Source organism: Saccharopolyspora antibiotica (assembly GCF_047200635.1).
Lineage (GTDB): Bacteria > Actinomycetota > Actinomycetes > Mycobacteriales > Pseudonocardiaceae > Saccharopolyspora_C.
This window is the reverse complement of sequence record NZ_JBJZOI010000021.1, coordinates 38,411-55,304: the sequence shown is the minus strand read 5'-3', so window position 1 is coordinate 55,304 and position 16,894 is coordinate 38,411. Positions and strand designations below refer to the sequence as shown.

The 16,894-nt window shown below is 74.7% G+C and carries 17 protein-coding genes; 7 read left to right on the top strand and 10 right to left on the bottom strand.

Going from position 1 to position 16,894, the window contains the following annotated elements:
* Window positions 1-64: 64 nt before the first annotated feature.
* The 7 genes from hsaB to ACL03H_RS18255 all read right to left on the bottom strand — a co-directional run bounded on the left by hsaB (window position 65) and on the right by ACL03H_RS18255 (window position 6,517).
* Window positions 65-601 (bottom strand): 3-hydroxy-9,10-secoandrosta-1,3,5(10)-triene-9,17-dione monooxygenase reductase subunit, encoded by a 537-nt coding sequence (hsaB, locus tag ACL03H_RS18285; RefSeq protein ID WP_412812477.1) that lies wholly within the window; start codon window positions 599-601, stop codon window positions 65-67.
* Entirely contained in the window at window positions 598-1,497 is a 900-nt protein-coding gene (gene hsaC, locus ACL03H_RS18280; RefSeq protein WP_412812476.1) for an iron-dependent extradiol dioxygenase HsaC, read from the bottom strand. The genes hsaB and hsaC overlap by 4 nt, the downstream gene beginning before the upstream one ends.
* Before the next feature lie 17 nt (window positions 1,498-1,514).
* On the bottom strand, window positions 1,515-2,393 hold the full coding sequence (gene hsaD, locus ACL03H_RS18275) for a 4,5:9,10-diseco-3-hydroxy-5,9,17-trioxoandrosta-1(10),2-diene-4-oate hydrolase (RefSeq protein ID WP_412812475.1): 879 nt from the start codon (window positions 2,391-2,393) through the stop codon (window positions 1,515-1,517).
* A 19-nt stretch (window positions 2,394-2,412) separates the two neighbouring features.
* Window positions 2,413-3,591, bottom strand: coding sequence for a 3-hydroxy-9,10-secoandrosta-1,3,5(10)-triene-9,17-dione monooxygenase oxygenase subunit (hsaA, locus tag ACL03H_RS18270; protein WP_412812474.1), 1,179 nt, complete (start codon window positions 3,589-3,591; stop codon window positions 2,413-2,415).
* A gap of 164 nt (window positions 3,592-3,755) precedes the next feature.
* Window positions 3,756-3,881, bottom strand: coding sequence for a hypothetical protein (locus ACL03H_RS18265; RefSeq protein ID WP_412812473.1), 126 nt, complete (start codon window positions 3,879-3,881; stop codon window positions 3,756-3,758).
* 259 nt (window positions 3,882-4,140) lie between these two features.
* Window positions 4,141-4,929: a 2-keto-4-pentenoate hydratase gene (locus ACL03H_RS18260; protein ID WP_412812472.1), complete on the bottom strand. Its 789-nt coding sequence runs from the start codon at window positions 4,927-4,929 to the stop codon at window positions 4,141-4,143.
* On the bottom strand, window positions 4,916-6,517 hold the full coding sequence (locus ACL03H_RS18255) for an FAD-binding protein (protein WP_412812471.1): 1,602 nt from the start codon (window positions 6,515-6,517) through the stop codon (window positions 4,916-4,918). Before ACL03H_RS18255 ends, ACL03H_RS18260 begins: the two co-directional genes overlap by 14 nt.
* 133 nt (window positions 6,518-6,650) lie before the next feature.
* Here ACL03H_RS18255 and kstD point away from each other — a divergent pair, with 133 nt between their 5' ends.
* From kstD to ACL03H_RS18225, 6 genes are all read left to right on the top strand, one after another.
* Window positions 6,651-8,372, top strand: coding sequence for a 3-oxosteroid 1-dehydrogenase (kstD, locus tag ACL03H_RS18250; protein WP_412812470.1), 1,722 nt, complete (start codon window positions 6,651-6,653; stop codon window positions 8,370-8,372).
* Entirely contained in the window at window positions 8,369-9,514 is a 1,146-nt protein-coding gene (locus ACL03H_RS18245; protein WP_412812469.1) for a Rieske 2Fe-2S domain-containing protein, read from the top strand. Before kstD ends, ACL03H_RS18245 begins: the two co-directional genes overlap by 4 nt.
* Entirely contained in the window at window positions 9,511-9,840 is a 330-nt protein-coding gene (locus ACL03H_RS18240) for a hypothetical protein (protein WP_412812468.1), read from the top strand. Before ACL03H_RS18245 ends, ACL03H_RS18240 begins: the two co-directional genes overlap by 4 nt.
* A 9-nt stretch (window positions 9,841-9,849) precedes the next feature.
* Entirely contained in the window at window positions 9,850-10,902 is a 1,053-nt protein-coding gene (locus ACL03H_RS18235) for a 2Fe-2S iron-sulfur cluster-binding protein (protein WP_412812467.1), read from the top strand.
* A gap of 9 nt (window positions 10,903-10,911) precedes the next feature.
* On the top strand, window positions 10,912-11,781 hold the full coding sequence (locus ACL03H_RS18230; RefSeq protein ID WP_412812466.1) for a MaoC/PaaZ C-terminal domain-containing protein: 870 nt from the start codon (window positions 10,912-10,914) through the stop codon (window positions 11,779-11,781).
* 237 nt (window positions 11,782-12,018) lie between these two features.
* Window positions 12,019-13,233, top strand: a complete 1,215-nt coding sequence (locus ACL03H_RS18225; protein WP_412812465.1) for an acetyl-CoA C-acetyltransferase — start codon at window positions 12,019-12,021, stop codon at window positions 13,231-13,233.
* Between the two features lie 155 nt (window positions 13,234-13,388).
* Here ACL03H_RS18225 and ACL03H_RS18220 read toward each other — a convergent pair whose 3' ends face one another.
* The 3 genes from ACL03H_RS18220 to ACL03H_RS18210 form a co-directional block, all read right to left on the bottom strand.
* Window positions 13,389-14,561: an MFS transporter gene (locus tag ACL03H_RS18220; RefSeq protein ID WP_412812464.1), complete on the bottom strand. Its 1,173-nt coding sequence runs from the start codon at window positions 14,559-14,561 to the stop codon at window positions 13,389-13,391.
* Window positions 14,562-14,566: 5 nt separating this feature from the next.
* Complete coding sequence (locus ACL03H_RS18215; protein WP_412812463.1) at window positions 14,567-15,241, bottom strand: GntR family transcriptional regulator; 675 nt, start codon at window positions 15,239-15,241, stop codon at window positions 14,567-14,569.
* 147 nt (window positions 15,242-15,388) lie between these two features.
* Complete coding sequence (locus ACL03H_RS18210) at window positions 15,389-15,574, bottom strand: hypothetical protein (RefSeq protein WP_412812462.1); 186 nt, start codon at window positions 15,572-15,574, stop codon at window positions 15,389-15,391.
* Between the two features lie 456 nt (window positions 15,575-16,030).
* On the opposite strand from ACL03H_RS18210, the gene ACL03H_RS18205 reads away from it, so the two are divergent.
* Window positions 16,031-16,849, top strand: a complete 819-nt coding sequence (locus ACL03H_RS18205; RefSeq protein ID WP_412812461.1) for a hypothetical protein — start codon at window positions 16,031-16,033, stop codon at window positions 16,847-16,849.
* Window positions 16,850-16,894: the final 45 nt, after the last annotated feature.

Sequence of the window (16,894 nt, the reverse complement as noted above, 5' to 3'; positions counted from 1 at the left end):
CCGGCTCCGCGCCCCGGCCGGACGCGGTCCGCGGCGAGCACCCTGAGCTCGCCGGCGGCACGGCTCAGAGCCAGTCGTCCTGGCGGGGCCAGGTGAGCGGGTGCGGGGGATCCGCGACGGCGGCGTAGGTCCCCCGGTAGAACAGCAGGGGACGGCGCCGATCGCCCTCGCCGAGGGAGTGCACGCGGCCCACGACGATGTGGTGGTCACCCGCCTCGTGGACGGTCTCGACGGTGCAGTCCGCCCAGGCGAGGACGTCGTCGAGCACCGGTGCTCCGGACGGTCCGGGGCGCCAGCCGACCTCGGCGAACTTGTCGGCTCCGCCGCGGCCGAACGCGGTGCTCACCGCCTCCTGCCCGTCGGCGAGCACGTTGACGCAGAACCGCCCCGACGCCGCCAGCAGCGGCCACGTCCGCGAGCTCCGCCCGGGGCAGAACAGCACCAGCGGTGGTTCCAGCGACAGCGCCGCGAAGGACTGGCAGGTGAACCCGACCGGCCGCGTCCCGTCCATCCCGGCGACCACCGTGACCCCGGTGCAGAACCGGCCGAGCACCCGGCGGAACCCCGCCTGGCCGAACTCGGCCCGCGCCCCGCCGGTCATCGCGCGCCGATGCTGAAGTCGTGGCCCCAGAGGCTCACCGCGGTGCTCTCCCGCGCGACCCAGTCCTCGTCGGCGACCTGCCTGCCCTCGCAGCCGAACTCGACGTCGAACCCGCCCGGCGACCGCACGTAGAACGACAGCATCAGGTCGTTGACGTGCCTGCCGAGCGTCGCCGACATCGGCACCCCCCTCCGCAGCGCGCGGTCCAGCGCCAGGCCCACGTCGTCGACGTCGGCGACCTCCACCATGAGGTGCACGATCCCGCTGGGCGTGGGCATCGGCAGGAACGCGAGGCTGTGATGGCGCGGATTGCAGCCGAAGAACCGCAACCACGCCGGTGCCCCGTCAGCGGGCCTGCCCACCAGCTCCGGGGCCAGCCGCATCGAGTCCCGCAGCCGGAAGCCCAGCACGTCCCGGTAGAAGTGCAGCGCGGCCGCGTCGTCGTGGGTGGACAGCACCACGTGCCCGAGCCCCTGCTCCCCGGTGACGAACCGGTGGCCGTAGGGGCTGACGACCCGCCGGTGCCGCAGCGCCGCGCCGTGGAAGACCTCCTGGGTGTTGCCGGAGGGATCGTCGAAGCGGATCAGACCGGTCACCCGGCGATCGGCGAGGACGGCGGCGTCGCCCTCCTCCCACGGGACTCCGGCGGCCTCCAGGTCGCGCGCCACCTCGCGCAGCTCCGCCTCGTTCGCGGCCTCCCAGCCGGTCCGGACGAGCCGGTCGTGCTCGCCGGGCTCGATCACCAGCCGGGCGGGGAAGTCGTCCATCCGGAGGTAGACCGCTTCCGGGTCCGGCCCGTCGCCCTCGATCATGCCGAGGACCTTGGTGCCGAAGACCCGCCACGCCGACACGTCGGTCGCCTCGATCCGCAGGTATCCCAGCGAACGGATGCCCATCGCGCTCCCTCGTTCCGTCAGCCCAGCAGGAAGTCCTGGGTGATCCGGTTGAACTCGGCGGACTTCTCCAGCTGGGCCCAGTGCCCGCAGCCGCCGAAGACGTGCAGCTGCGCGCGCGGGATCAGCTTGAGCGCCAGCAGCGCGCCGTCGAGCGGGTTCACCCGGTCCTCGCGGCCCCACACCAGCAGCACCCGCTGCCGCAGCCGGTGGGCCTCCCGCCACAGCATTCCCCGCTCGACGGTCTCCAGCCGGCGGAAGGACTCCCCCATCGCCCGCATCGCGGCCAGCGACTCGGGGGCGGCGGCGGCCGCGTAGCGCTGGTCCAGCAGCTCCTCGGTGATGAGCGAGCGGTCGTGCACCATCGTCCGCAGGAACGCGGCCAGCTTCTCCCGGCTCGGCCCCGGCGGGGCGCCGAACTCGGAGAGCAGCCGGACGCCCTCGGTGGGGTCCGGGGCGAACAGGTTCAGGCTCAGCCCGCCCGGCGCCATCAGCACCAGGCGCCCGGCCCGCTCCGGGTGGTCCAACGCGAAGCGCACCGCCGTCCCGCCACCGAGCGAGTTGCCCAGCAGGTGCGCTCGGTCCAGGCCGAGCGCGTCGAACAGCTCGCGCAGCGCAGCGGCGCTGTGGGCGAAGTACTGGCCGTGCTCGGTGGGCTTGCTGGAACGGCCGAACCCGGGCTGATCGACGGCGATCGTGCGGAACCGCTCCGCGAAGACCTCGACGTTCGGTCCGAAGTTGCTCCACGCGGCCGCGCCCGGCCCGCCGCCGTGCAGCATGACCACCGTCTCGGCGTGCTCGGCGCCCGCCTCGTGGTAGTGCAGCCGCAGGCCGGACGGCAGCTCGACGGTGCTCCCGGCCGGCTCCGGCCCCGCGGCCGGGGTGGCGGCTCGTCCCATCAGTCCTCCTCGGGTCCGGTCAGACCATCGAATCCCGCACGGGCAGGCCGAACTCGCCGGTGCCGAACATGGTGTACGCGCGTTCGGGGTCGTTGGCCGCGTGCACCCGGCCCGCGTGGGCGTCCCTCCAGAAGCGCTGGATCGGGGTGCCCGCGGCGAGCGCGCGGCCACCGGAGTTCTCGAAGAGCCGGTCGATCGCCCCGATCGCCCGGGTGGTGCCGCGGACCTGGTCGCGGCGAGCGCGCAGCCGCATCGCCATCGGCACCTCCTCCCCCGCCCGCAGCAGCTCCAGCTCCTCGCTCAGGTTGCGGGTCAGCTGGAGCCAGGCGGCGTCGATCTCGCTGGCGGCCTCGGCAATGCGCACCTTCGCGAACGGGTCCTCCTTGGCGCTCTCGCCCGCGTAGGCCGCGCGCACCCGCTTGCCCTGGTGCTCGACGTGCGCGTCGTAGGCGCCCCGCGCCATGCCGATGATGGGTGCGGTGATCGTGGTGGGGTGCACGGTGCCCCAGGGCAGCCGGTAGATCGGGTTGGTGTTGATCTCGTGTCCGGGGCACCGGACCTCCGACATGGCCAGGAAGCTCAGGGCGCGGTGCGCGGGCACGAAGACCTCGTCCACGAGCAGGTCGTTGCTGCCGCTGCCGCGCAGGCCGACGGTGTCCCAGACGTCCTCGATCCGGTAGTCGCCGAGCGGCAGCAGGAAGGTGCAGAAGTCCACCGCCGCGCCCGCCCGGTCCCGCACCGGCCCGCCGACGAACGCCCAGGACGAGTGGTCGCAGCCGGAGGAGAAGCTCCACCTGCCGGACAGCCGGTAGCCGCCGTCGACGAGCACCGCCTCACCCATCGGCGCGTAGGAGGAGGAGACCAGGGTGTCCGGGTCCTCGCCCCACACCTCGTCCTGCGCCTGGTCCGGGAACAGCGCGAGGTGCCACGGGTGCACGCCGAGGATGGAGGCGACCCAGCCGGTCGACCCGCAGGCGCTGCCGAGCAGCGAGACCGCGGTGTAGAAGTCGACGGGATCGGCCTCGAACCCGCCGCGACGGGCGGGCTGCAGCAGTCGGAAGAACCCGGTGCGCCGCAGGTCCGCGATGGTCTCCGGCGGGATCCGGCGGGCGTCCTCGGCCTGCTGCGCGCGCTCCCGCAGGTCCGGGAGCAGCTGCCGCACCGCCTCGATGATCCGCCGACCGTCCTGCTCGCTCATCCCAGCGCTCCCGTTCCCGCACCCGCCACCGGATGCGCTCTGGAACCCGTTCCACAGTCGTACTGGGAATCACGGCGAATGATCCCCGAGATTCGCGGACTGACCGACCAATCGGCGAAGCACAACACTAGAACATGTTCTCATTCGTGTCGAGGCTGCGGTCGTCAACTGCCACTGCGGAGGGTGCCGCCCTCCGCGCGCAGCTCCAGCGCGAGCGCGACGAGCTGGCCCTCCTGGCCGCCGACGAGCTCGCGCTGACCCGCCCGCGCCAGCAGCGCCGCCGCGTCCACGCCGCAGCGCCGGAGTCGGGCCGCTCGTCCTGCCGGAGCAGGGTCTCCAGCCCGTCCGCGCTGGTGCGCGCGCCGAGCTCGGCGGCCCGGCGCGGCTCGGCGCTGGCCGGATCGACGCCGGTCATCCAGCGCGGTTCCAGGACCGGGAACGCGCCAGCTCGCACAGCAGGTCGCCGATGGTGCCGGAACCCACGATCGCGGCAGTCGCCTTGCCAGGACTGGTCATGCCGACTCCTCCCCGTCCCTTCGGAGCGTCGCCTCACCGGAACGCCGCGGACACCGAGCCGAGCGGCCGCCCGGCGGTGCTGAACTCGGCCTGGAAGCGCTGTCCGGCGCGCACGTCCACCGCGCGGGTGCAGGAACCGGGCAGCACGACGTGCCCGGCGCGCAGCCGCACGCCGAAGGCGGCGACCTCGCGGGCGAGCCACGCCACCGCGACCACCGGGTTGCCCAGCACCGCGTCCGAACGCCCCCGCGCGAGGACCTCGTCCCCGCGCCGCAGCACCGCGTCGATGGCGCGCGGGTCGACCGAGCCCGGCGGGATCCGCTCGGCGCCCAGCAGGAATCCCGCCGAGGAGGCGTTGTCGGCGATGGTGTCGGCCAGTCCGATCCGCCAGTCCGCGATGCGGCTGTCGATGAGCTCGATCGCGGGCACCAGCGCCTCGGTCGCGGCGAGCACTTCCCGCTCCGCGCAGGTCTCGCCGGGCAGATCGGCGCCGAGCAGGAACCCGACCTCCACCTCCACCCGGGGCGCGCAGTAGCGGGCGACCTCCACGGGCTCGTCCTCGCGCAACCGCATGTCGGCGAGCAGGTGCCCGTAGTCGGGCTCGTCCACGCCCATCATCGCCTGCATCACCGGCGACGACAGGCCCACCTTGTGCCCGACGACGCGGGCGGTCCGGCGGCGCACGTTGGCGAGCTGGATCGAGTAGGCGTCGGCGGCGGTCAGGCCGGGATGCGCCTCCACCAGCGGCGGGATCGGCACCCGGTCCCGCTCGGCGCGCCGCAGCCGTCCGGCCAGCTCCTCGCGCTGGTCACTCGTGAGCACGGCGACCTCCGTCCCGCATCGCGAGCCGCTTGCCCGCCCGCCTGCCGGAGAACACGCAGTCCGCCAGCGACAACCCGCTGACGTAGGAGTTCGAGCACACCCCCGCCGCCGAGCGCCCGGCCGCGTACAACCCGGGAACGGGGACGCGATCGGCGTCGAGCACGGCCCCGCTCCGCTCGTCGACCACGAGCCCGCCGAGGGTGAGCATCGGGCACGGGTAGGCGACCGAGGGCCGGACCGAGACGTCCAGCAGGCTGTACGGCGGGGTGCGCAGCGGGTGGACGAACTCCGCCGGTTTGCCCGCCGGGTCCCGGCCCGGTGGCGCGCTCCGATGAGCTCGCACCGTGGACTCCAGCCCGGCCGGGTCGACCCCGGCGAGCTCGGCGACCCCGGCGAGCGTGGGGGCGCTGACCGAGCGGCGGCGCAGCAGGTGGCGCGCCTGCATCCGCTGGAACCAGACGGCCTGGGCGCGCAGCTGCCGTCGCGCCTCCCGGCGCAGCCGGGAGTCGATGAGCAGCCAGCCGCGCCCGCCGTGCTCGGCGATCATGGCCGCGCCCAGCGCCGCGCCGTAGCGCGACTCGTCGCCGATCCGCGCGCCGCGCTCGTCGACGAGCAGCCCGCCGAGGAACGCGCTGGGCGGAGTGAGGAACCGCCAGGCCGAGACGCGGTCGAGCTTCGCCGCGACGCCGCCGACCGACGTGCCCAGCCGGAGGCCGCTGCCGTCATCACCCCGGGTGCCCAGCGGTAACCCGTGCCGGTGGGCGGGGGCGTGTTCGCGCAGCATCGCGCGGTTGGCCACGAAACCCCCGGCGGCCAGCACGACGCCGCGCCGGGCCAGCACCCGCAGCGGGCGCGCGTGCTCGCGCTCGATGCGCTCGGCGCGCGCGTGCAGCCGCCTGCTCAGCGCGGGCAGGTAGATGCCCGGTTTCGCGGCCAGGTCGCCGAGGTGCCGGTGCGCGCCCCGCGCCCTCCTGGAGGCCCCGGCCAGCGTCTCGCACGCCACCCCGCGCACCCGGCCGTCCTCCCCGGTCAGCAGCTCCTCCGCCCGGGTCTGCCCCAGCACCCGCACCCCGCTGTCGTGCACGGCGGCCGCCAGCGCGGCGAACAGGACGCCGCCGGAGCTCCCGCGCCCGTGCACCCGGTGGCCGCGCGGCGCGGGGCGGGCCACGTCCCGGTACCCGCCGGCGGCCTCGCTGCCGGAGTAGTACAGGTAGTGCCGATCGCTGGGATACGAGGTCTTGTAGGGGCACAACGAGCTGTCGAACGGGACGCCCTGCTGCTCCAGCCACTCGATCATCGCCGGGCTCCGCTCGCAGAAGCGGCGCAGCGTCTCGGGCGAGACCGCGTCCCCGGCCTCCATCCGCAGGTAGGCGTACATGTCCTCGACCGAGTCCTCGACCCCGGCCGCGCGCTGCACCACGGTGCCGCCGCCCGCGTAGACGATGCCGCCGGAGAGCCTGCTCGCCCCGCCGCCCTCGAACCGGTCCAGCAGCACGACCTCGGCTCCGTCCCGGGCCGCCTCGATCGCGGCGCAGGCGCCCGCGACGCCGAATCCCACGACCACCACGTCCGCGCTCAGCTCTTCCATCACGGCACCCTCCGAATGGAACAGGTTCTCCACGTGGCCCTCGCGGGCTCCTTCCCAGCATCGCAGACATCACCGTAGCGCCTTCGCGCTCAGAACTATAACCTGTTTCAGTATTCCGAACGAGGGAGGCGGCATGAGCGCAGCCGTCCCGGCGCCCGAGCCGGAGGAGTTCGACGTCGTGGTGGCGGGCAGCGGGGCCGCCGGGCTGACCGCCGCCATCACCGCCGCCCGCGCGGGTCTGCGCACCGCGGTCGTGGAGAAGGCGGACCGCTTCGGCGGCTCCACGGCGCGCTCCGGCGGCGGGGTGTGGGTGCCCGGCAACGACGTGCTCCGCCGCGCCGGGGTCCGCGACACGCCCGAGGAGGCGGCTGCCTACCTCGACCACATCATCGGCGACTCGGCCCCCGCGCGGCTGCGGCGGGCGTTCCTGGCCGCCGGGCCGGAGATGCTGGCGACGGTGCTGGCGAACACCCCGCTGCGGATGCGCTGGGTACCCGGCTACTCCGACTACTACCCCGAGGCTCCCGGCGGCAAGCCGGGCGGGCGCTCGATCGAGCCCGCGCCGCTCGACGGCCGGGTGCTCGGCGACGAGCTCGCGCGGCTGGAGCCGGACTTCACCAAGGCGCCGCCGAACTTCGTGGTCACCCAGGCCGACTTCCGCTGGCTCAACCTCGTGGCGCGGCACCCGCGCGGCGCCCTGCGCGCGCTGCGGGTCGGCACCCGCTGGGCGTTGGCCCGGATGGCGCGCAGGAGGTTGCTGGTGCGCGGCCAGGCGCTCGCCGCCGGGTTGCGGGCGGGGCTCGCCGAGCTCGACGTGCCCCTCCTGCTGAGCACCCCGCTGACCGAGCTCGTCCAGGACGAGGACGGCCGGGTGCGCGGCGCCGTGGTGGAGCGCGGCGGGGCACCGGTGCTGCTGCGAGCGCGGCGCGGCGTGCTGCTGGCGGCGGGCGGCTTCGAGCACCACGCGGCGATGCGCGCGGAGCACCAGCGCGAACCGATCGGCACCGGCTGGACCGTCGGGGCCGCCGCCAACACCGGCGACGGGATCCGAGCGGGACAGCGGCTCGGGGCGGCGGTCGACCTGATGGACGACGCGTGGTGGGGCCCGACGATCCCGCTCACCGGCGGCCCGTGGTTCTGCCTCGCCGAGCGCACGCTCCCCGGCTGCATCCTGGTCAACGGCGACGGGGAGCGCTTCGTCAACGAGGCTGCGCCCTACGTCGACGCGGTGCGGGCGATGTACGGCCCGGGCGACGGACCCGCACGCAACATGCCGACCTGGCTCATCGCCGACCAGCGCTACCGCAACCGCTACGTCTTCGCCGGGCTCGAACCGCGCAAGCCGATCCCCCGCCGTTGGTACGACGCCGGGGCGGTGCACCGGGCGGGCTCCCTGGCGGAGCTCGCCACCGCGACCGGGCTCCCCGCCGGGGCCCTCCGGGCCACCGTGGAGCGGTTCAACGGGCACGCCCGCGCCGGGGACGACCCGGACTTCCACCGGGGCCGCAGCGCCTACGACCGCTACTACGGGGACCCGGTGAACCGGCCGCACCCGTGCCTGGCCCCGCTGGAGGTCGCGCCGTTCTACGCGGTGCGCATCGTGCCCGGCGACCTGGGCACCAAGGGCGGGCTCCGGATCGACGAGCACGCGCGGGTGCTCGGCGAAGCGGGGGAGGCGATCCCCGGGCTGTACGCGGCGGGCAACGCCAGCGCGGCGGTGATGGGCCGCACCTACGCCGGGCCGGGCGCCACGCTCGGCCCCGCCATGACCTTCGGCTACCTGGCCGCGCGGCACATGGCCGGGCGACCGGATCCCGACGACCACGCACCGAGCTCACGGAGGAGGCGGCGATGACCACGACGGCGAACGACGGCGAGCCCGAGGTGCGGACCATCGACGTCGGCACCCCGCCGACCCGGTTCGCCCGCGGCTGGCACTGCCTGGGACTGGCCGAGCCCTTCAAGGACGGCACCCCGCACGCGGTGGAGGCGTTCGGCGGCAAGCTGGTGGTCTTCCAGTCCGGCGACGGCGAGCTGCACGTGCTCGACGCCTACTGCAGGCACATGGGCGGCGACCTCAGCCAGGGCAGCGTGAAGGGCGACGCGGTGGCCTGCCCGTTCCACGACTGGCGCTGGTCCGGGCAGGGCCGCTGCGTCGGCATCCCCTACGCCAGGCGGATCCCGCTGCGGGCGCGCACCCGGTCCTGGCTTCCCCTGGAGCGCAACGGGCAGCTGTTCGTCTGGCACGACCCGGAGGGCAACCCACCGCCGCCGGACGTGGTGATCCCCGAGCTGCCGGAGGTCGGCTCGCCGGAGTGGAGCGACTGGACCTGGGACTCGGTGCTCGTCGAGGGGTCGCACTGCCGCGAGATCGTGGACAACGTCGTGGACATGGCGCACTTCTTCTACGTGCACCACGCCTTCCCGACCTACTTCAAGAACGTCTTCGACGGGCACGTCGCGACGCAGTACCTGAACACCAAGGGGCGCCCGGACGTCGGCTCCGGCAACTACGCGGGGCAGGACAACCTCGGCCGGTCGGAGGCCTCCTACTACGGACCCTCCTACATGATCGACCGGCTGGAGAACCGGCACCAGGGCACCGAGATCGAGACCATCCTGATCAACTGCCACTACCCGGTGAGCGAGAACTCCTTCGTGCTGCAGTGGGGCGTGCTGGCCAAGAAGCTGCCGGGGCTCACCGACGAGCAGGCGGACGCGATGGCGGCCAAGGTCGCCAGGAGCACCGGCGCGGGTTTCCTGCAGGACGTGGAGATCTGGCGGAACAAGACCCGCATCGACAACCCGCTGCTGTGCGAGGAGGACGGTCCGGTCTACCAGCTCCGGCGCTGGTACGAGCAGTTCTACGTGGACGTCGCCGACCTCACCGAGGACATGACCGGGCGATTCGAGTTCGAAGTGGACACCACCCGGGCGAACATCGCCTGGGAGCGGGAGGTCGCCGAGAACCTGGCCCGTGCGGCGCGGGACCGATGAGCGGCGCGCGCTGGGCGAAGGCGCCCGCCTTCGCCGACCGGCCGCTGCTGCGCGAACGGCTGCGGGAGAGCACCGCCGCCGACCGCCGGGAACAGCTGGAGGGCGGGCTGCGCCCGGTGGAGTGCGCCCGGTGCGGCGGCAGGGTGCTGGCGAAGAAGAACAGCCCCGCGCACACCAGCGCGCAGTGGTCGCGGGAGGCGGTGCGGCGCTGCCCCGAGCTGACGGGCGCGGCCGAGGACGGCGGCACCGCGCGCGTCGCGGGCTGCCCGGATCTGGAGCGCAGCATCGGCGAGGCGATGCTGCACGCCACCGAGGAGCCGGACTAGGAGCGCGCCATGCCCGATCCCGCCGAACCTCCCGCCCCGGACGGAGGCGCCCCGGTCGTGCACCGGCTCACCGTGCAGCGGGTCGTCGAGGAGTCCGCGGAGGCCCGCTCGCTGGTCTTCGCGCTGCCCGAGGACGGCGTCCTCCCGTACCGGCCGGGCCAGTTCCTCACCGTGCGGGTTCCGTGCGAGCCGGACCCGGTCGCGCGGTGCTACTCGCTGTCGAGCTCCCCGCACCTCGGCGACGGCCCGCGGGTCACGGTGAAGCGGGTGCCGGGGGGACGCGGCTCGAACTGGCTGTGCGAGCACGTGGTGCCGGGGTCGGTGCTGGAGGTGCTGGCACCGGACGGTGGGTTCACGCCGCGCTCGCTGGACGAGGACCTGCTGCTGCTGGCCGCGGGCAGCGGGATCACGCCGATCATGTCGATCGCGCGCTCGGTGCTGGCGGCGGGCAGCGGGCGGCTGGTGCTGGTGTACGCGAACCGGGACGAGAGCTCGGTGATCTTCGCGCGGGAGTTGCGCGAGCTCGCCGACCGCCACCCGGAGCGGCTCTCGGTCGTGCACTGGCTGGAGTCGGTGCAGGGCCTGCCGGACACCGCCGCGCTGCGCGGGCTCACCGAGCCGTTCACCGGCCGCGAGGCCTTCGTCTGCGGGCCCGGCCCGTTCATGGACGCCGCGGTCCGCGCGCTCGAACGCCTCGGCCTCCCCCGGAGCCGGCTGCACGTGGAGCGGTTCGTCTCGCTGGAGGGCGATCCGTTCACCGCGCCCGAACCCGTTCCGGAGGCGGTCGGGCGGGCGATCGCGGAGGTCGAGCTCGACGGGGAGAAGCACCGCCTCGACTGGCCCCGGCGGCAACGCCTGCTGGACCTGCTGCTGGAGCGCGGTCTCGACGCGCCCTACTCCTGCCGTCAGGGCGCGTGCAGCGCCTGCGCCTGCCGGATCCGCGCGGGGGAGGTCGCGATGCTGCGCAACGACGTCCTGGAGCAGGAGGACCTCGACGAGGGCATCGTGCTGGCCTGCCAGTCGCTGCCGGTCACCGACGAGATCCGCATCAGCTACGAGTGAGGGGACGCCATGCCCATCGATCCGGACCTCGCCCTCGGCGCGGTCGTCGCCGACCAGGACGTCGCCTGGACCTCCGACGACGTGCTGCTCTACCACCTGGCGCTCGGTGCCGGGAACCCGCCGGAGGACCCGGGCGAGCTGCGCTACGCCACCGAGCAGGACCTCCGGGTGCTGCCCTCGTTCGCCGTGGTGGCGCCGAACCTGCGGGCCTCCGGGCCGCCGCCCCGGTTGTGCTTCCCCGGCGTGGACCTCGACCTGGCGAAGGTGCTGCACGGGAGCCAGGAGGTCACCGCGCACCGGCCGCTGCCCCCGGCCGGGCGGGCCCGCGCGACGACCCGGATCGTCGAGGTGCGGGACAAGGGCGAATCAGCCGTGCTCGTGCAGGAGACGGCGCTGGTCGACGAGTCCGGCGCGCCGCTGTCCACCGCCCGCTCCGCCATCTTCGCCCGCGGCGAGGGCGGGTTCGGCGGCCCGCGCGGCTCCGGGGAACGGGTGCCGGCGCCGGAACGCGCCCCCGATCTCGTCGTCGACTCCCCGACGCTGCCGCAGCAGGCGCTGCTGTACCGGCTCTGCGGGGACCGGAACCCGCTGCACGCCGATCCGGCGTTCGCGGCCGCGGCCGGGTTCCCGCGCCCGATCCTGCACGGGCTGTGCACCTACGGCGTGGTGTGCAAGGCGATCGCCGACGCGGTGCTGGGCGGCGAGGTGGCGCGGATGTCCTCCTGCGCGGCGCGGTTCGCGGGGATCGTCTTCCCCGGCGAGACCCTGCGCACCCGGATCTGGGACGAGGGCGGCGGCCGGTGGGTGGCGACCACCTCGGTCCCGGAGCGGGAGGGCACCCCGGTGCTCACCGACGTCCTCGTCAGCACGACGGCCTGATCCGCGCGCCGGTGGCGCGGTTCCCGGGGGACAGCACGCCTCCGAACGCTGCTGACCGGCAGCAGCACTAGGGCCGGGTGCGCGGAGGCAGGCCCGGCAGCCCCGGGCGCGGGCCGCGCTCCCCCGCTGCCCGGGCGGCGCCTTGACGGGCTCGCGGGCGACGGAGAAGAGTGTCCGGCTGCGGGAGCCACCGCGCCCGACGTTCGACAGCCCACGTCCAGGAGGAGTGCACCCGCCATGCGCGAGGCCGTCATCTGCGAGCCCGTGCGGACCCCGATCGGCCGCTTCGGCGGTGCGCTCGCCCGGGTTCCCGCCGCCGACCTCGCCACCACCGCGCTCACCGCGCTGCTGGAGCGCACCGGGCTGCCCCCGGAGGCCGTCGACGACGTGGTGCTCGGGCACTGCTACCCCAGCGCGGAGGCCCCGGCGATCGGCCGGGTGGTGGCCCTCGACGCGGGACTGCCGATCACGGTGCCCGGGATGCAGGTCGACCGGCGCTGCGGCTCCGGACTCCAGGCGGTCATCCAGGCGGCGCTGGAGGTCGGCTCCGGGGCCGAAGAACTCATCATCGCCGGTGGCGCGGAGAGCATGAGCGGCGCGGTCTTCTACGCCACCGACATGCGCTGGGGCGCGGGGGGCGCGGGCGTGATGCTGCACGACTCCCTGACCCGGGGCCGCTCCACGCCAGGGGGGAAGCACCACCCGGTGCCCGGCGGGATGCTGGAGACGGCCGAGAACCTGCGCCGGGAGTACGGGATCAGCCGCGAGGAGCAGGACCAGCTCGCGGCGACCTCGCAGCAGCGGGCCGCGGCGGCCCAGCGGGCCGGGCTGTTCGCCGAGGAGATCGTGCCGGTGACGGTGCCCTCCAAGAAGGGTGACGTCGTCGTCGACACCGACGAGCACCCGCGCCCCGACACCACCCCGGAATCGCTGGCGGCGCTGCGCCCGGTCCTCGGCTCGCTGGACCCGGAGGCGACCGTGACCGCGGGCAACGCGAGCGGGCAGAACGACGCCGCCGCCGTCTGCGTCGTCACCCATCCCGAGCGCGCCGCTGAGCTCGGCCTGCGGCCGCTGGTCCGGCTGGTCTCGCACGGGGTCGCCGGTGTGGACCCGGCGACGATGGGCATCGGCCCGGTTCCCGCCTCGGCGAAGGCGTTGCGGCGGGCCGGGCTCACGATGTCCGATGTGGACCTGGTGGAGCTCAACGAGGCGTTCGCCGCGCAGGTGCTGGCCTGCACCCGCGAGTGGGACTTCGGCGAGGGCGACTTCGAACGGCTCAACGTGCGCGGTTCCGGCATCTCGCTGGGACACCCCGTGGGCGCCACCGGCGCCCGGATCCTCGGCACCCTGGCCCGCGAGCTGCACCGCAGGGACGCCCGCTACGGCCTGGAGACCATGTGCATCGGCGGCGGGCAGGGCCTGGCCGCCGTGTTCGAGCGCGTCGACGGCTGAGCGGCCGCCGCGCGCCCGAGGTGCGCCGACTCCGGCTCAGCGCGATTGCCGGGCTCCGCCCGCGCGGGTGCGGGACCGAGCACCGGGCCGTTCACGTCGAGCGACTTCCCGCGCGCCACCGACGTCCGCGAGGCCCGGCCCCGATCGCGGCGGGATCACCGCCGGTCGCCGGGGGAATCGAGCGGGAGGCCCCGGGCCAGCAGCGCCGTCCCGGTGAGCCCGAGCGCCGTCGCGAACAGCACCCCGGCCGCGCCGACCCCGCTGGCGACCAGGCCGATCGCGCCGGGCAGCACGACCTGACCGGCGCGATTCCCGGTGAGCCGCAGGGACATCGCCCGCCCGCGCAACCCCGGCGGCGTCGACTCGGCCAGCCAGGACATCGTCAGCGGCTGCCCCACGCCGAGCCCGAGCCCGGCGACGAGCACCGCCACCGCCAGCACCCACACCGGCACCGGCGCGGCGGTCGTCGCGAGACCGGCCGCCGCGGCCGTGATGCTCAGCATCAGCAGGCGCCGGCGGCCCAGGAGCCGGGTGCTGCGCCCCAGGAAGAACCGGGACACCATCGAGGCCGCCGCCCGCAGCCCGAGCAGCCCGCCGACGACGCCGGAGGCGATGCCGCGCTCCGCGCCCAGCGCGGGCAGGTAGACCACGGACAGGTCCACCGCCGCCAGCACGACGCAGCTCGTGCACAGCGCGGGCAGCAACCCCGGCAACCGCAGCAGGCTCCGCACCCCACCGGCGGCCGCGCCACCGGTCGCCGGGGCCGGGGTGCCGCGCGTGATGCCGAACGAGCACACCAGCAACGCGGCGGCGAACGCGGTCGCGCCCCAGAAGATCGGCGTGGTGTCCGGGATCGCCGCCGCACCGCCGAACACGACGAGCACCAGCGGGCCGGCGGCCTGCCCCAGCGAGGCGGCGAAGGTGTAGTAGCCGAAGGCCGCGTCGAGCCTGCCGGCGGACGCCGTGTTCGCCACCAGCGCCTGCTGCCCGATCACCGAGCACAGGTGCCCCGTGCCCAGCAGGACGTTGCCGATCACCAGCCCCGGCACGGAGTCCCCCAGCACCAGGAACGACGCGCCCGAGGCGCACAGCAGCACGCCCCCGGCGACCATCACCCGCCGCTCCCCCAGCCGGTCCACGACGTGCCCGGCCGGTAACGCCAGCAGCAGCGGCACGAGCGCGAAGCTGCCCGAGAGCACGCCGAGCCAGGACGCGGGCACGTCCAGCTCCAGCGCGCGGTAGGAGGTGGCCGGGCGCAGCACGAAGGTGACGAGCTGGGTGAGCACCGCGTGGGCGAGCAGCACCCAGGTCCGGCGATCCAGCCGCATCCGGCTCAGCCCCGGAACCGGGAGAGGGTGCGCGCCGAGCGCGCGCTGAGGCTCTCGTCGACGTGCTCGCGCATCAGCTCCGCCGCGGCCTGGGCATCGCCCGCGATGACGTGCTCGGCCAGCAGCCGGTGCTCCTCGTCCCGCCTCTCCCGCTCCGCCGTGCTCCGGCCCTCCCGCAGCGCGTGCATCCGGTAGCGGTCGGCCTTGTCCCACAGCCCTTCCAGCGCCTCCACGAGCAGGTCGTTGTGCGAGGCGCGGTAGATCGCGGCGTGGAACCGGCGCTGTTCGGCGAGCTGCCGCCGCGACGGCGAGTCGGGCAGGGCGCGCTGCTGCTCGACGGAGCGGCGGATCTCAGCGATGTCGTCCCTGGTGCGCCGCTCGGCGGCCAGCGCGGCCGCCATCGGGTCCAGCGTCCGGCGCATCTCCAGGAGGTCGCGGACCTCTTCACCGCTGAGCTCGGTGACGCGGGCGTCGCGGTGCGCGTCGAGCTCCACCAGGCGTTCGGACATGAGCCTGCGCAGCGCCTCCCGCAGCGGTGTGGTGCTGATGCCGATGGTGCGCGCCAGGACGGCCTGGTTGAGCACCGATCCCGGCGGGAGCTCCCCGGAGAGGATCTGCTCGCGCACGCTCGCGTAGGCGAACTCGCTCTTGGTCATCCGCGCCGCGGCCGGTTCGTCCATGCCCCGCCCTCCGATCGCTCATAGCCTCGCACATCGGCGGGACTCGACGAATCGGAGCAGGTGGTGAGCTTAGCGACAGCTCCGGCGAGGGGCGGAGCGAGCGGGTGGGGCAACTGAGCCAGGGCGAGGTTATAGGCTCCAGCCTCGCTAGTGCGAGGCGTTCTTCCGCCGCTGCCAGAACAGCACGCCGCCCTGCGCGGCGGCGGCCAGGGCGATGAGGCCCACCGCGATGCCGGTCGGCCAGGACCAGCCGACGTAGGTCGCCAGCCCCGCCACCAGGACGAGGACCACGAGCGTCCTGATCAGGAACAACGTCATGCTCCGGGTGCTCATCGGCTCGCTCCTCCCCTCCCGGGCGACCGCGGCGCCGCCCCGGCGGAACCCTACACAGCGCTGCCCGCTCCTCCCCGCGCGCTCAACCCCGCCCGCCCCGCCCGGCCTCCGGGACCGGCCCCACGACCGGCCGGGTCCGAGCACCCCGGAGCCCCCTCACCCCTCGACCGGGAGGCGCGAATTCTCAAGAAATCGCGCATCCCCACCGTTGCCGCTGGTCAGGCGTTGCAGCGGTGGTGCACGCGATGTCAGGACCGGTGCACGACGCCGGGCGATCACGCGGGAAGCCGCGTTCCTGCGGGATTCCGGACGGGGCGGCAGGTGATGATCAGCGCGGGGGTGCGGCGCCGGGATCCGGGCAGCTCGCGCCGCGCGTGGAAGTGCGGTGCGGGCGGTGGGGTTCCGGGCCGCCGCTGCCGGGGCGCGGGCCGGAATCCGCGGTGGACGGGGGGCGACGTGGTGGACGGGCGCGAGGACGAGAAGGGCGCGAGGCCCGAGGAGCTCTCCTTCGGCGCGATCATGGCGGTGGCGGCCTCGGTCATCACCGTGCTCGGATTCCTGGGGTTCTCCAACTTCACGCAGGTCCGCGAGTTCCTCGCCCCCTCCGGTCCGACCTCCAGCGCTCCCACCGCTGCCGGGGAAACCACCACCACCGAGGACGAGACGACCACCGCGAGCGAGGAGACCACCTCGCCCGACTCCTCCGAGCCCGAGCCGGACGACCCCGCGGATCTCGACGACAGCGCCTCCGATCCCACGCCGTTCACCGCCTCCGCCCTGCTGGCCAGCGGTTTCACCACGGACCAAGGGACGGAGTACGCGCTCGTCTCATCCGGCGGCAAGCCCTGCGGGCAGTCCGCCGGGATGAGCCCGGACGTGCGGGCGGCGCTGGACGCCTACGGCTGCTCCGCCGCGATGGTCGGGGTCTACCTCGTCGACAGCGACACCGCGTCGGCGGACGAGCAGGTGCTGGTCTCGGTGCAGGTGATGCCGCTCAGCTCCGCGACCGCCGTGGAGGGGGTGCGAGCGAACCTGGCCGAGGGCGGGTCCTGGGACTTCGGGATCTGGTGCCCGGGTTCGGGCGTGGCCGAGCAGACCTGCTCCGGCGACTACGCGAGCGCCGTCAAGGCCGGGCGCGTCAGCTCGGACCACCGGTACCTCATCGGAGTCTCGGCGGTGTACGCCAACCTCAACTCCGCCTCGACCTCCCGCCCCTGGGTGACCGCGGCGGCGCGGGCCGCCACCCGGGCCAGCGGTCCCGACAACGCCGGCTGAGCGCGACGGCCGCGACTCGTGCGGTCCTCCGCCACCGCCGGTGCG

Excerpts from the sequence above, each read along its gene's own strand:
- hsaB (WP_412812477.1), bottom strand. The coding sequence starts at position 601 with ATGACCGGCGGGGCGCGGGCCGAGTTCGGCCAGGCGGGGTTCCGCCGG.
- hsaC (WP_412812476.1), bottom strand. The coding sequence starts at position 1,497 with ATGGGCATCCGTTCGCTGGGATACCTGCGGATCGAGGCGACCGACGTG.
- hsaD (WP_412812475.1), bottom strand. The coding sequence starts at position 2,393 with ATGGGACGAGCCGCCACCCCGGCCGCGGGGCCGGAGCCGGCCGGGAGC.
- hsaA (WP_412812474.1), bottom strand. The coding sequence starts at position 3,591 with ATGAGCGAGCAGGACGGTCGGCGGATCATCGAGGCGGTGCGGCAGCTG.
- ACL03H_RS18255 (WP_412812471.1), bottom strand. The coding sequence starts at position 6,517 with ATGGAAGAGCTGAGCGCGGACGTGGTGGTCGTGGGATTCGGCGTCGCG.
- kstD (WP_412812470.1), top strand. The coding sequence starts at position 6,651 with ATGAGCGCAGCCGTCCCGGCGCCCGAGCCGGAGGAGTTCGACGTCGTG.
- ACL03H_RS18245 (WP_412812469.1), top strand. The coding sequence starts at position 8,369 with ATGACCACGACGGCGAACGACGGCGAGCCCGAGGTGCGGACCATCGAC.
- ACL03H_RS18240 (WP_412812468.1), top strand. The coding sequence starts at position 9,511 with ATGAGCGGCGCGCGCTGGGCGAAGGCGCCCGCCTTCGCCGACCGGCCG.
- ACL03H_RS18235 (WP_412812467.1), top strand. The coding sequence starts at position 9,850 with ATGCCCGATCCCGCCGAACCTCCCGCCCCGGACGGAGGCGCCCCGGTC.
- ACL03H_RS18230 (WP_412812466.1), top strand. The coding sequence starts at position 10,912 with ATGCCCATCGATCCGGACCTCGCCCTCGGCGCGGTCGTCGCCGACCAG.
- ACL03H_RS18225 (WP_412812465.1), top strand. The coding sequence starts at position 12,019 with ATGCGCGAGGCCGTCATCTGCGAGCCCGTGCGGACCCCGATCGGCCGC.
- ACL03H_RS18220 (WP_412812464.1), bottom strand. The coding sequence starts at position 14,561 with ATGCGGCTGGATCGCCGGACCTGGGTGCTGCTCGCCCACGCGGTGCTC.
- ACL03H_RS18215 (WP_412812463.1), bottom strand. The coding sequence starts at position 15,241 with ATGGACGAACCGGCCGCGGCGCGGATGACCAAGAGCGAGTTCGCCTAC.
- ACL03H_RS18210 (WP_412812462.1), bottom strand. The coding sequence starts at position 15,574 with ATGAGCACCCGGAGCATGACGTTGTTCCTGATCAGGACGCTCGTGGTC.